A 13945-nucleotide genomic window follows, 5' to 3' on the forward strand; every position below is an offset into this window, starting at 1 on the left:
ATGCATAAACGCCTGCATGCCTTCTATTCTGACCCGCGCATTTGCAGGCTATTGCTCATTCTTCTTGTTCAAGGCTTCATATAGAATTGCCAAATTCCGCTCAAGCGCGCTAACCAGCTGCTTACCAGCACCTTCTGGAAGGAGCCCTGCACGAACAGCAAAATCAACTTCCTTGGAGAACCCATACATCTGTGTATCCAATACTTCCTCATAGAGAGGGCAGTAGCGGGTAGCCAGATTCTCCATCTGTACTTCAATAAGCTTCTGTATTTTATCTGCATCTTCTTGAAGAAGACTGATCGCTTTCAAATTCAGCTGGTCCTGCAGATCAGATGAAGTCATGCATTTTTCCCCCCTATGTCCCAAAAATCGCGTAAAGACGTTCTACCTCTAATATTAGACGAAATGAAGAGCTAATACAAGAACCTGACCAAAATAAGAACGCAAAGTTAAGCCTGCTGTTGAACCTTAATCCTCCTGTTCCAGTCCCGTCCAGATGAGTATTCAGATCCTTCCATGCCAAAAAACACCCCTGCCAAAAAGGCAAAGGTGCTTCTTGAGAGCTATTACTCAGATGCGATGCTTACATTCAGTCCATGCTTGGCAAATACTTCTGACATGGCTGCTTTTGCTTCAACTGCATCTGGACCATGAACATGCAGTTCATAGCTGTGCGTGCTGATCAGCGTTGTAAACAATCCGAGAATACTTTTTACATCGATATACTTGTTCTCCGAATGAAGCACGATTGAAGAAGTAAACTTGCCTGCTGTTTGAGCAATTTCCACTACAGCCGCGTTATTACTCGACATAGGAATCCCTCCGTCTTTTTACGATTGGTATCATCTATTAATTACCACTACATGATACCGTGAATCCGCTTTCCTAGCAACAGCAAAATCCTGTTCCTATTTCAAACGGTCCGGATTCAGGCATTCCAGCTCAGGAATCACAAAAATACCGTCTTTACGAATCAGCACATCGTCAAAATAAATCTCCCCGCCGCCATAATCCGGACGCTGGATCAACACCAGATCCCAGTGGATGGACGAGCGGTTGCCATTGTCTGTTTCTTCGTAAGCCTGACCTGGTGTAAAGTGCAAGCTGCCTGCAATTTTTTCATCGAATAGAATATCTTTCATCGGATGCAGAATATGCGGGTTAAATCCAATTGCGAACTCACCGATATGACGAGCACCCTCATCCGAATTCAGGATTTCATTCAAACGCTCAGTATCGTTGCTTGTCGCTTCAATGATTTTCCCATTCTCGAATGTGAACTTGATATTTTCAAATGTCACTCCGTTATACAACGTTGGTGTGTTATAACTGATCGTTCCGTTCACGGAATCACGTACAGGGGCGCTGTACACTTCACCATCCGGAATATTTTTTTGCCCGGAACATTTCTCTGCACCGATATCTTTAATGGAGAAACTCAGATCTGTTTCCGGTCCGGTAATACGAACTTTATCTGTACGCTTCATCAGGTTAGCGAGCGAGTCCTGCGCTTTGTCCATTTTGGCGTAATCCAGGTTACATACGTCGAAGTAGAAATCTTCAAACGCTTCTGTACTCGTATTGGCGAGTTGCGCCATACTTGCGTTAGGGTAACGAAGTACAACCCATTTCGTATGTTTGACACGTTGTTCACTATGTACCGGGTGGGAGTACAATGAATTGTACATTTTCATTTTTTCTTCCGGTACATCGGACAGATCATTCACATTTTCTCCCGCACGAATACCGATATAACAATCCATCTGCTTCATACGGTTCAGATCAATCTCTGCCCATGTTTTCATCATTTCTTCGGTCGCATTTTTCAGCATAGCACGCTGTACGGTCTTATCAGTCAACTGTACAAAGACGTTACCACCTTTTTTGCCTACCTCTTCAATGATGGCGTTAATCAGATCACGTTCTGATCCAATCATCTCAACCAATACATTTTCACCAGGCTGCACATCTACAGAATAGCCCACCAGGCTTGCTGCAAGCTTTTGAATTCTTGGGTCTTTCATCTTGGTAAAATCCTCCTGTCTTCTGCCATGCTTGAATTGAACAACGGTAAATTACGATACTATTGTAGCACGCGAACAGTCATCCCGTCAGCAGGCAGTCCCTCACTTCGTTTATTGATATGACTTGAAGTTTACATCGGTGACAAGGGCTTCTTTGTTATTTTTACGGTTGTTGTCCGTGTAACTTACCTGACTTTCAGAGGATAAGCGAAGAGGCAGACTGCTCTTCCGATCTACGGTGAGATGATATACCGTCTGTACGCTCGCTTGTTTCATCATCTGTTGCATCGTTATTTCACCTTGTTTCCAAACTTGATCCAGATCCTTCTCAAGCTTCTCTTTACGTGCGCCTTTCACCGTAGAAGCCTTATGCATATATTCTGCCCGAATGGCGTTCATTTCGTCGTTCAGCTGGGCTACAGCCCATGTTTTGGCATCTTCCGGTGCAAGTTCAATTCGTAATGTTCTGGTTCGACGACCGGCCCCATATTCGGATTGAATGGTTTTGTTCATCTTGTCTATTTTCTCCATCTGGGCAATTGGATTAAAGCGGGAAAGAGAACCACGAAGCGGCTCATGTTGCGCTGATAATGCCATCCACTGCCCTTGTTTCCGCTCGAAAGAGGCGCTAAACCCACTGGGCTGTCCATTATTTTTTACGGCAGTCGTATGAATGCCTGTGCCCACAGCAGTTACTTCTCCAGGTAATCGGGTCTGAAGGGTCAGGCGGTCATGATTCTCCAGCTTTCCTTCGAATTTGAACTGATTCTCGAACAATCCACTGTTCTCCCGTCGAAGTCCTGCTTCTCCTTCAAAACTTAATGTTTCTTTTCCCGCTATCCCCGATAAAGCCAGGGAAAAAACCTCTTCGGGCGTTCGATCTCGCTGGATGAATCCACAACCCGGGACACCAATCATCAAGATGCTCACTAATAACCATAACGTACGTACCGAATGGCGGTTAAGCATGTCTATCTTCACCCTTCCATGAACTTTCTCCATAGATTGCCCCGCCCGTATATGCTTATACTTCCTTCTATACACAACTTGATCACGAATACATAAAAAAAAGAGAACGACTCCGCAAATGGAATTGTTCTCTCTTAACGCGTTATATCCTGTTCCTCTACAACAATTCTGTTCCGACCACCATTCTTCGCGCTGTACAAGGCCATATCAGCCCGATAAAACAAAGACTCTACGCTAACCTTCTCATCCATCCAATTCCACTCTGCGATGCCACTGGATACCGTAACGAGTGGTCTGGTCTCTTCTGCAACTCTCTTTCGAATCACTTCCGCATAATCCAGCGCCTGACGTACACTCACCTGCGGCATATAGATCGCGAGTTCTTCTCCACCCCATCTGGCGCATATATCCTCCGTGCGAACCGAACTGGTGACGATCTCACTCACTTGTTTCAGTACTTGATCGCCAGTCTGGTGTCCAAAGGTATCATTCACCTGTTTGAACTGATCAATATCCACCACAATGAGGGAGCCACAGAATTCATGAGCCTGTCGCTCGTGAATGACACTATCCAGATAATGCCTCACGTACAGACCTGTCAACATATCCAGATTAGCCAAGCGCCGAACCTCGGCGTGTAACGTGGCATTTGACAGCGCTAGCCCGATATGGATGGACAACATCTGTAAGAGCCGATAATTGTCATATGAAAAATAATGCTCTCGACTGTGTCCCAGCAAAATGGCTCCCTTCACTTCACCATTAACTCTAATCGGTGAAGCAATCAGTGACATAGATCCCGTATCTTCCATGAAAAAGGAGGAGACTTTATCATATTGCGCATAATTGGTTATAATAAGCGGTTCCTCTGTTCGATACACCAAGCCTGCAATACCGTAGTCCACAGAAAAAGATTGGTGAAATACATCCTTCACATTGGATGACATGACTTCGAAGTCGTTTGTACTATCATTGAGTTGAAGAATGCAACATGTTTCAGCCTGAAATATTTCCTTCAACTCCTGCTCGGATAATTGATAAATCTCCGAAAGGTGCAGGCTCTTGTTTAAACGCTGTGTAAGATCATTGATTAGACGAAGTTCCTGAATCAACATATTGGATTGTTCGTGCAACTTGGCGTTCTCAAAGGCCGTGCCTGCAGTGTCCACCATCATGGTAATCAATTGCAAGTCCGATTCTTCCATGATCTCTTCATTCATTTCAATATGGAACACACCGTATATGCCTTGTTTTCCTTTCAGCGGAATACCTACATCTACAATGCGGTCTTCTCCATCATCGGAACGAGCAACAATCAGTTTGCCTGCCATAAATGAACGTACACAGATATCTTCTCCCCGCTCGTGGACAAGCAACGGTTTAATCCGTGGATTATAGTTGCTCTGATCCTGAGACATATAGAGTTTGATATAGGTGGCCGGGTACAGGTAGTCCATACTGTCAAATACCTCATCCAATATGGCCTCGACATCCATTTTGTCATGCATTCGCTGAACAATCTGAAAGAGGATAGACCTCCGGTGTTCCTCACGCGCTGTTTGTTCATGAGCATGTAACAGGTCCGTCATAAATATGTATTCAAATCTTCGGTAAAAGCAGGTGCGGTAATGCAATGCCTCAGATCGAACCACAGCTTCAGACGTTTCATATCGATTGGATTCATAGATCACAGCAGTGAATACGGCAAACATATCCTTGTTCGTTCTGGAGAATAAGGGGTGTGTTATCAGGAGATATTCTCCATGGTCGCTAGTCCCTCTGAGAGACAGGGCCTGTCTTTTATCCAAACATTCCAATACAAGCCTGCGTGCATCCAACCCTGGATCAGCCTCATGATCACGATCGTACCCTACACAATCGCCTTCCGTGTTCCATACGCTGTAATAGGTTGATCCCTTGTCTAGGCCTGAATCTGCTTTGGAGTTCCAGTCACTGTATGCCTGCTCTAGCAAGCTGCCCAAATATGAAAAATCAAAAGGTGTGATATCCATTTTTTGCATCCACAACACATGCTCTTCATGAGAACGAGGAGCGGAAACAGATGCGGAATCGCCCGAACTTCGTGAATTCAAGCTGGCAGGTAAACTTCTTAGATGTTCTAACATGTCAGGCGCTCCTTTGCACCGTTTTTGCATCCACCAGGATGCATTAATCTGCAGACGTTATCGCAAACCTGCAAATTCGTCACGATAACCTTATTACATAAAGATGATTTAAAGTTAAGATACAATCTATTTTACTCTGTTTAAAGCTTTTTTGCATCCATATTCCAGAAAATTGTCCCATTATTTTAGGCCCAATGACCTATCGACAAATTTAGACGTTTTTTTGCTTTTATTCTACGCTTGACTTTGGTTCTCTTAAACTGTAATATAAATTGTTGATGAAGACTACTAATGGGTCTTTAAATTTGGGCATTACCGGTTGTGTCACCCTCATTCTTTTTGTTGCTTTCAGGACAGCGGCTGAACTTTCCTGATCGTTCTATGCGAGGCCAAGCCCGCATCAACAAATTGGAGCGCAAACAGAGCCCTAATATGAACTTTAACTAAAAAGGAGCTACTTTAAACATGGCACGTTACACTGGTCCTAAATTTAAATTGAGCCGTCGCCTCGGCATTTCCCTTAGCGGAACAGGCAAAGAATTGAAACGCCCTTTCCCTCCAGGTCAGCACGGAGCTAACCAACGCAGAAAAATGAGCAACTACGGTATGCAATTGCAAGAAAAACAAAAATTGCGCCACATGTACGGTTTGGGCGAGAAGCAATTCCGCACACTGTTCTCTAAAGCTCAAAAAATGCAAGGTATTGCCGGTGAGAACTTCATGTTCTTGCTTGAGTGCCGCCTTGACAACCTCGTTTACCGCCTTGGGTTTGCTAACTCCCGCGCTGGAGCGCGTCAGTTGGTAGCACACGGTCACGTAACTGTAAACGGCAAAAAAGTCGATATCGCTTCTTACCAAGTAAGCACTGGCGATGTAATCGGCTTGCGTGAGAAGAGCCGCGCTCTTTCTTCCGTTAAAGAAGCTTTGGAAGGTCGTTCGCATCTTCCAGCATACGTTGAATACAACGAAGCAGCTGTAGAAGGTAAATTCATCCGCTTGCCTGAGCGTGCTGAATTGTCCCAAGACATCGATGAAAAACAAATCGTCGAGTTCTACAACCGTTAATCGTTGCACTCACATTAAAGTTTCAATCCAAACAGCTGTCGAGATTTCTCGGCAGCTGTTTTTCTATGCTTTTTTCTATTTATCTTCATTATAAGCCCATAATTAACGATATAAAATATAGACTCCCTTTAGGAGAAGCACACATCCATACGATCATCACAAGAGTTACATCGAGGGGGATTACACATGTATTTTTTTCGCAATCGCAAGCTCGCTGTTAAGCTGGGACTTTTACTCGGGATCGTATTGCTCTGCTGTATTGGAGCCCTGATTGCATTTAACACCAAATCGATTTACGACAAAAGCCTGCAGTACGGCGAAACTGTTGCGGGACAAGCAGCAAATCGTGCTACGAACGAGTTCATGACAGACATGAATCAGGTCAAAAACACATTGGACACTATGAGTATCACGTTATTGGATGCCGCTAAGAACGACTCACTCAATCGCGAGGAAGTTGTTAGGCTTCTTGAACAGTATCTGAAAAAGGATGAGAAAGTTTTCGGCTTTTATACGGGCTGGGAACCGAATGCCTTTGATGGAAACGATGCGAGTCACGTCAATAAAAATGATTATGATGATGCTACGGGTCGATTTGTTCCATACGCCATACGGGACGGTAACTCTCTGCATTTTGAACCGCTCACGACCTATGAGGGAAACAGTGAAACCAGTACGTATTATCAGCTGCCCAAGAAAACCAAATCCATCTATTGGTCCGAGCCTGTTACCTACACAGTTGGCGGAAAAGAAACACTACTCGTTTCAATTGTCCTCCCTCTATTAGATGAAAACAACACTTTTCTCGGCATAGTTGGGGCCGACTTTACCATTGATCGTTTTCAGCAAAATATAGCATCACTCAATCCGGATCAGGGTTATGCCATGCTGATTACTAGCGAAGGACAGATTGCCGCACACGGCTCCAAACCGGAACTGGCTAATGCAGGCGCCGTCATTCCATCTGATATGAAGACGGTCATTCAGCGTATACAGTCTGGCGATTCTCAGTTTTATGCCACTGATCCTGAAGTAGGGGAAGAACTGTTTATTGCCGAACCTGCCAGGTTACAAGGAACCGATTCGAACTGGTATCTTGTATCGGCGCTGCCAAAGAGCCACATTCTTCAACCCTTCTATGACAGCTTGAACTGGTCCATACTGATTGCCGCACTGGCTGTACTTCTGCTTGCAGGTGTAGTTACCTACACCATCATCTCCATTGTTAGACAGTTGAATCAAGTTAATATCGTGGCTGGGCAGCTGGCTGGCGGAGATTTGACACAAAAGTTACCTGTCCGATCCAAAGATGAATTTGGCATCATGGCAGGTCATATGAATCAGATGATGGATACACTGCGGCATACCATATCGGTTATATCCGAACATGCTCTATCTGTGGGCTCTACCTCTCAACAGTTGACCGCAGGTGCTGAAGAAACAGGCAAGGCTGCTGAACTGATCGCATTAACAGGAGTCGAACTTGCAGAAAAAGCAGGTAAACAGGTGCAGGAGCTGCAAGAGTCCTCCCGTTCCATGAATGAAATATCTGTAGGGATCGGAAGAATTGCAAAGGCCGCCTCCGATGTATCCGATTCATCGCGAACGGTGGCCGAACGAACAACCGTCGGAACGGATAAGATTCAGTCTGCTATGCGTATGGTCGATAGTGCCACTTCTTCTGTGCAGACCTCGATGACCGCACTGGAGAATTTCCGACAACGTTCTGAAGAAATTGGCCATATTACAGGCATGATTACGGAAGTTAGCCGTCAAACCAACCTTCTTGCACTTAATGCTTCCATTGAAGCATCACGAGCAGGTGAGCACGGACGCGGGTTCGGTGTTGTTGCTTCCGAGATTCGTAATCTGGCTGAACAATCCAGAGTATCAGCAGCGCAGATTGCAGAGTTAATTCATAGCGTTCAGCAAGAGGTCCTTTCTCTCGTTGAAAATATGGAACATGGAAATTCCGAAGTTATTCATATTGCGGACGTGATTAATGAGAGTGGTGAACTCTTCCTCTCCATCTCATCACAGATTTCAGATGTTAATGAGCAGATCGAGCACGTCTCAGCCATTGCGCAGCAGATGTCAGCTGGATCACAGCAGGTTGATGCCACGTTGGAACAACTTAAAACCATTGGTCATGAGACAGCAGATCATGCAACTCGTGTTGCTTCTGCCTCTGAAGAACAACTCGCATCCATGGAAGAGATTACGGCGGCATCTGCTTCTCTGGCTAATCTTACCCAAGAACTATTAGAACTGATTCAACGCTTCAAAACCTGATGTAGAAGACCTCCAATACGACACATCTTTCAGGCCACCCTGTGCACCTCAGCACGGAGGTGGCCTGCTTATTTGGGCTTACAACTCATGAAATGTGCTTCAATATCGCATGATATATAGCATAATGCATGGCAGAATGGCAAATTTCGACCATTACTTGTATTTCTCAGGCATGCAAACCCGCCTTTTTATGCTATAATAAGTGCTGTTAAAAGGAGGAAGACACTGAATGGTTGATGTTAATAAGAAAAAGCCCGATGAACAGCCTGTACGCAAGCGTAGCTTCGCCCGCAGACTGGGAAGTTTCGTCAGTTGGATGGTTGTCCTTGGATTTATGGGGGTACTATTTGTAGGCGGTGCTTTGATGGGATACGTCAGTTCCATTGTGAAAGACGAGCCTGTCCGTTCAAGGGCCCTGATTGAACAAAAAGTCAGCGAAAACTCCATCACAGGCTTTGCTTACTTTGCCGACGGCAGTCCGATCGGTCAATTACGTACGGAAGAAGACAGGCGTCCGGTCACTACGGACCAGATCCCACAAAAGGTTATTGATGCAGTCATTTCGATTGAAGACAATCATTTTTACGAACATAAAGGTGTAGACATGAGCGGAACACTACGTGCCGTGAAACAAAAAGTGCTGAAAGAATCAGTACAAACCGGCGGTAGTACACTGACTCAGCAATTGGCACGTCGTGTGTTTTTGAATCTGGATCGCACGGAAGATCGAAAAGTGAAAGAAATCTTGCTCTCACTTCGACTCGAACGTTTCCTGACCAAAGACGAGATCATGACAGCCTATCTGAACAAAGTTCCTTTTGGTAATGGTTCCAGCGGATACAACGTTTACGGAATCAAAGCGGCCGCCAAAGGATTGTTCAATATCAACGATCTAGAAAAAATCAACATTGCTCAGGCGGCTTATCTTGCTGGATTGCCACAACTCCCCTCCTCTTACTCCGCTTTTAACGGTAAAGGTGATTTTGTAGAGGAAAATTTTGACCGCGCAATCAACCGTCAGCATCTGGTATTACGTCGCATGCTTGAACTGGGTAAAATCAATCAATCCCAGTATGATGAAGCTCTTGCTTTTGATATCAAAAGCTCACTTGCTCCGAAGACCATCAAGGCTTACAATACTTATCCATATCTTATGATGGAAACGGAACGACAAGCTGCACAGATTTTGATGAAACAATTGAATTCCGATACAGCTGAATCTACAGACAAAGCAACGGATGCCGACACACCTCAGAAGGAAAGCAGTGCATTATTAGAGGAAGCTCAGACGCAACTGCGGACAGGTGGATATCGAATCTACACGACCATCAACAAAAGTATCTACAAAACGATGCGTACCATTGCAGAAGATGACAGCAACTTCTCAGCAGATGATCCTGTCAAAGGAAAAGAACAAACTGCTGCCATGCTGATTAATCACAAAACGGGTGCTATTCTTGGCATGATTGAGGGACGCGATTTCCAGGATGAACAGATGAACTACGCAACGCAGATGATACGTCAGCCAGGTTCAACGATGAAACCAATAGCCGCTTATCTTCCTGCGTTAGATGAAGGTCTTGTTCAGCCAGCTTCAATTATTGATGACTCACCGATCATTTTGAAAAGTGGACCGAGTGGGTACCACATTGCAAAGAACGCTAACAACCGTTACCAAGGACTTGTTACGGCCCGCAGAGCACTGAATTACTCACTTAATATACCGGCTTTGAAATTGTTCAATGAAGAAGTCGGGATCGACAAAGCGTGGGCCTTCGCCAAGAAATTAGGAATCACCACGATTCAGAAGGAAGACTACCAGGCTCAGACCGGTGTTCTCGGAGGTCTCCAATACGGTGTAACCGTTGAAGAACTGACCAGTGCCTATGGTGCCATCGCCAATAATGGTGTATATAATGATTCCTACATGATTAGCAAAATTGTAGATTCCAAAGGCAACATCGTCTACAAACACGATACTGAACCTGTCCAGGCCTTCTCGGAGCAGACAGCATACCTGATGACCGATATGCTGCGGACCGTTATTACAGAGGGAACGGCAGATAAAGTACGTGAGAATTACAAATATTCGAAGAGTGTGCCGATTGTAGGTAAAACGGGTTCCACTCAAAACTATGCAGATGTCTGGTTTGAAGGCTATACACCAGATGTCACACTTGGCGTGTGGGTTGGATACAAACAGCCGGTGAATACGCTGGAAAGCAAATCACAGCGAAAACGTGCGCAGCAACTGTGGTCAAAAATCCTGAATGAAGTGATCGATACGCAAAAAGATCTGTTCGTCACGGATTCGTTCAAAAAACCATCTGGCATCGAAACGCGCACGGTATCAGCTTACAGCGGCAAGTTGCCAACATCCATGACGGACAAATTTGTTACGGATATTTTCAACAGCAAGTTTGTTCCGAAGGATAGCGATGATGGTGTCGCCAAAGCAAAATACATCACTTACAATGGTGTAAACTATATTCCGCGTGACGGAACACCTTCGGACATGTTGAAGGAAAAAACAGTAATCAAGCGTAAAAAACCAATCTCGGATCTCATCAAAGAATTGCAAAATGCATTCTCACGTATGAGTCGACATGAATCACTTGCTTATTACCTTCCTGAAGATGCTGATGCAGACATGCCAACACAGATTGATCCAAGAACAGATAATGGCAAAACTCCTGATGCTCCAGGTAACGTACGAATCTCAACCTCGGGTGACAGAGCTGTCATTACATTCAATGCCACACCTGAAAATGATGTCGTGGGTTATCGTCTGTATCGTTCTGTAAACGGTGGAGGATTCCAGAACCAAGGTCAGGTTGTCCTGACCGGTGAATCCAGATCATTCTCTGCATATGCAGCTCAAGGCGGCAACTTCGCCTTCTATGTAACCGCAGTGGATGTTGCTGGCAGAGAGTCTTCTCCTAGCGCAACCGTAAATAGTGCTGGAAGTGTAGCTCCTCCTGTGGAAGAAGAGATTAATGAGCCGATTGAAGTTCCAGGTACAGTTGTTACTCCGGGAGAAACGCAGACCGATAATACGACAACGACAGCCCCAGGCACACCGGGTCAAGTCAGCGTATCTGCTCTCTCTCAAGGACTGCGCATTCAATGGGCGTCAACTCCAAACGCAGATAGTTATGCTGTATTTTACAGCGAAACAGGTTCGGCTCCTTACACCAAAATTGGAACGACAGCGGGAAATACCATGGATTATGGCGTACCCGCATCGACCAGTGGATGGTTCAAGGTATCTGCAAGCAACAGTGCGGGTGAGTCCGAACCTTCCGCGGCCGTACATTTTCAACCCTGATTCAGGCATAGTGATCCAAAATAAGCCGCATCCTCAGACCGTATCTGAGGGTGCGGCTTTTTATTTGTACTTGCATCAGCTAAAAAAGCCTGCTTTTATGCCATTAGCATAAAGCAGGCTTTTACAACCACAACCGATTCCTCATTGATAGAGTCACCGGATTTGGCTTCGTAGAGTATTAACGTTAGTCTTCAATGGTGGATAGATCTCCTGCCGGCAGATCAAGCTCCCAGGCTTTCAGCACACGGCGCATGATTTTGCCAGAACGTGTCTTAGGCAGTTTATCCTTAAACTCGATCTCACGTGGAGCCGCATGGGCAGACAAACCCTCTTTGACAAAACGATAAATCTCTTCTTTCAGTTCCGGTGTCGCCTCATATCCTTCACGAAGCGCCACAAAGGCCTTGATGATCTCTCCACGTGTCACATCCGGCTTACCGATTACACCCGCCTCTGCTACCGCAGGATGCTCCACGAGCTTACTCTCCACCTCAAAGGGTCCAATGCGCTCGCCTGACGAATTAATCACATCATCAATCCGTCCCTGGAACCAGAAATACCCTTCTTCATCCATATAAGCAGAGTCACCAGATACATACCAGCCTGTAAGCCTGAAATACTCCTCGTATTTCGCAGGGTTATTCCAGATCTTCGCCATCATGGATGGCCAAGGTGCCCTTATGGCCAGATTACCCATACTGTACGGCGGCAATTCCTGTCCGCGATCATCAATAATGGCTGCTTGGATGCCAGGCAACGGACGTCCCATGGAGCCAGGCTTGATCGGCATTCCGGGATAGTTACAGATCAGCTGTGCACCTGTTTCCGTCATCCACCATGTATCATGAATTCGCTGACCATAGGCTTTCCATCCCCAACGAACAACCTCCGGATTGAGCGGTTCACCGACAGACATGACATGACGCAGACTGCTCAGATCAAACTGGGCGATGGTCTCTTCTCCAGCTCCCATCAGCATACGGAAGGCCGTTGGTGCACTGTACCAGATCGTGACTTTATTCTTCTGGATGGTGTTGTACCAATCTTGAGGACTGAAACGACCGCCACGTATTACATTGGTCACTCCGTTGAGCCATGGAGCAAAGATACCGTAAGAAGTCCCTGTGACCCAACCCGGGTCTGCCGTGCACCAGTACACATCATCCTCACGTAAATCCAGAACAACCTTACCTGTATAATAGTGCTGAATCATGGCATTTTGAACATGGTACACCCCTTTGGGTTTACCCGTAGAGCCTGAGGTATAATGAATGAGCAAACCATCCTCACGATTCAACCACTCTACTTCCATCTCATCCGAAGCGGCAGACATCTCTGCATCAAAATCGATGAGTCCTTCTTCCGTCTGCTCGCCTCCACCCACAATAAAGATATGTTTGAGTTCAGGCAACTCGGAACGTTTGATGCGTTTCAGTAATTCCGGAGTTGTGACGAGCGCTACTGCTCCGCTATCCTCCAGCCGATCCTTCACTGCCGTTTCCATAAATGCTTCGAACAACGGGCCTGCGATGGCTCCAGCTTTCAATATTCCCAGCAGACTAAAATACAGTTCAGGACTTCGAGGCATAAAAATAAATACCCGCTCTCCTTTGGCTATGCCATATTTGCGGAGAACGTTCCCGAACCGACTCGACTGTTCACTCAGATCAGCAAAAGTATAGGCCTCTTCACGTGAAGCATCGCTATACAATAAAGCGGTTTTGCCGCCCCTTCCTTCCAGTACATGACGATCAATCGCTTCATGCGCCATGTTTACTTTTCCGCTGGCGTGCCACGTAAAATGCTGTTCCACCGATTCCCAATCGAACCGGCTTCTCGCCTCCGTGTAATCGCCCAGATTAGATTCAGACACAACCGTTTGCAGCATCTCACCATGTGCTTGACTCATGCTTGCCAGCCTCCTTCAACTCGACATTTCGATTCCCGTTAGGGCTCAATTCTCATTGCCTTTGTGTTGACTGAACTTCCAGTTAGCGCTTACATTAGTAGAGAGAACTTCTCATCATGTACTTGCTCGGCCAAACAGATGTTAACCATACTGTATTGAATTGTGAACATTTTTTGTCTACGCAATTATAGCAAATCTTTTCAATTGTCGTCTATGGCTTTTCAATTTTTTG

9 protein-coding genes are annotated in these 13945 nt (G+C 45.6%); 3 read left to right on the plus strand and 6 right to left on the minus strand.

Annotation, left to right across the window (positions count from 1 at the left end; translation table 11 throughout):
* Positions 1-48: 48 nt before the first annotated feature.
* The 5 genes from MKZ12_RS20215 to MKZ12_RS20235 form a co-directional block, all read right to left on the minus strand.
* On the minus strand, positions 49-342 hold the full coding sequence (locus tag MKZ12_RS20215; protein WP_017687426.1) for a YlaN family protein: 294 nt from the start codon (positions 340-342) through the stop codon (positions 49-51).
* Positions 343-566: 224 nt separating this feature from the next.
* The gene (locus tag MKZ12_RS20220; protein WP_036614658.1) at positions 567-812 is read right to left on the minus strand and encodes an HPr family phosphocarrier protein; all 246 of its coding nucleotides are present in this window, start codon (positions 810-812) and stop codon (positions 567-569) included.
* 96 nt (positions 813-908) lie between these two features.
* Positions 909-2024 (minus strand): aminopeptidase, encoded by a 1116-nt coding sequence (locus MKZ12_RS20225; RefSeq protein ID WP_253439101.1) that lies wholly within the window; start codon positions 2022-2024, stop codon positions 909-911.
* A gap of 111 nt (positions 2025-2135) precedes the next feature.
* Positions 2136-3026 carry a hypothetical protein gene (locus tag MKZ12_RS20230; protein ID WP_339235716.1) on the minus strand — a complete coding sequence of 297 codons (891 nt, stop codon included), beginning with the start codon at positions 3024-3026 and terminating at the stop codon, positions 2136-2138.
* A gap of 101 nt (positions 3027-3127) precedes the next feature.
* Positions 3128-5119, minus strand: a complete 1992-nt coding sequence (locus tag MKZ12_RS20235) for a sensor domain-containing diguanylate cyclase (RefSeq protein WP_339256335.1) — start codon at positions 5117-5119, stop codon at positions 3128-3130.
* Positions 5120-5584: 465 nt separating this feature from the next.
* Between MKZ12_RS20235 and rpsD the strand changes: the two genes are divergently transcribed.
* From rpsD to MKZ12_RS20250, 3 genes are all read left to right on the plus strand, one after another.
* Positions 5585-6184 carry a 30S ribosomal protein S4 gene (gene rpsD / locus MKZ12_RS20240; RefSeq protein ID WP_062835377.1) on the plus strand — a complete coding sequence of 200 codons (600 nt, stop codon included), beginning with the start codon at positions 5585-5587 and terminating at the stop codon, positions 6182-6184.
* A gap of 186 nt (positions 6185-6370) precedes the next feature.
* Entirely contained in the window at positions 6371-8476 is a 2106-nt protein-coding gene (locus tag MKZ12_RS20245) for a methyl-accepting chemotaxis protein (RefSeq protein WP_339256337.1), read from the plus strand.
* Between the two features lie 229 nt (positions 8477-8705).
* Positions 8706-11804: a transglycosylase domain-containing protein gene (locus tag MKZ12_RS20250; protein ID WP_339256339.1), complete on the plus strand. Its 3099-nt coding sequence runs from the start codon at positions 8706-8708 to the stop codon at positions 11802-11804.
* Between the two features lie 184 nt (positions 11805-11988).
* On the opposite strand, the gene acsA is transcribed toward MKZ12_RS20250, so the two are convergent.
* Positions 11989-13713: an acetate--CoA ligase gene (gene acsA, locus MKZ12_RS20255; protein ID WP_339235726.1), complete on the minus strand. Its 1725-nt coding sequence runs from the start codon at positions 13711-13713 to the stop codon at positions 11989-11991.
* Positions 13714-13945 lie beyond the last annotated feature (232 nt).

The organism is Paenibacillus sp. FSL R5-0713, from assembly GCF_037973325.1.
Classification (GTDB): Bacteria; Bacillota; Bacilli; order Paenibacillales; family Paenibacillaceae; genus Paenibacillus.

What these genes read in the sequence shown, in the direction of transcription:
- acsA (WP_339235726.1), bottom strand. Translation starts at nt 13,713, where the DNA reads ATGAGTCAAGCACATGGTGAGATGCTGCAAACGGTTGTGTCTGAATCT.
- MKZ12_RS20235 (WP_339256335.1), bottom strand. Translation starts at nt 5,119, where the DNA reads ATGTTAGAACATCTAAGAAGTTTACCTGCCAGCTTGAATTCACGAAGT.
- MKZ12_RS20245 (WP_339256337.1), top strand. Translation starts at nt 6,371, where the DNA reads ATGTATTTTTTTCGCAATCGCAAGCTCGCTGTTAAGCTGGGACTTTTA.
- MKZ12_RS20225 (WP_253439101.1), bottom strand. Translation starts at nt 2,024, where the DNA reads ATGAAAGACCCAAGAATTCAAAAGCTTGCAGCAAGCCTGGTGGGCTAT.
- MKZ12_RS20220 (WP_036614658.1), bottom strand. Translation starts at nt 812, where the DNA reads ATGTCGAGTAATAACGCGGCTGTAGTGGAAATTGCTCAAACAGCAGGC.
- MKZ12_RS20230 (WP_339235716.1), bottom strand. Translation starts at nt 3,026, where the DNA reads ATGGAGAAAGTTCATGGAAGGGTGAAGATAGACATGCTTAACCGCCAT.
- rpsD (WP_062835377.1), top strand. Translation starts at nt 5,585, where the DNA reads ATGGCACGTTACACTGGTCCTAAATTTAAATTGAGCCGTCGCCTCGGC.
- MKZ12_RS20215 (WP_017687426.1), bottom strand. Translation starts at nt 342, where the DNA reads ATGACTTCATCTGATCTGCAGGACCAGCTGAATTTGAAAGCGATCAGT.
- MKZ12_RS20250 (WP_339256339.1), top strand. Translation starts at nt 8,706, where the DNA reads ATGGTTGATGTTAATAAGAAAAAGCCCGATGAACAGCCTGTACGCAAG.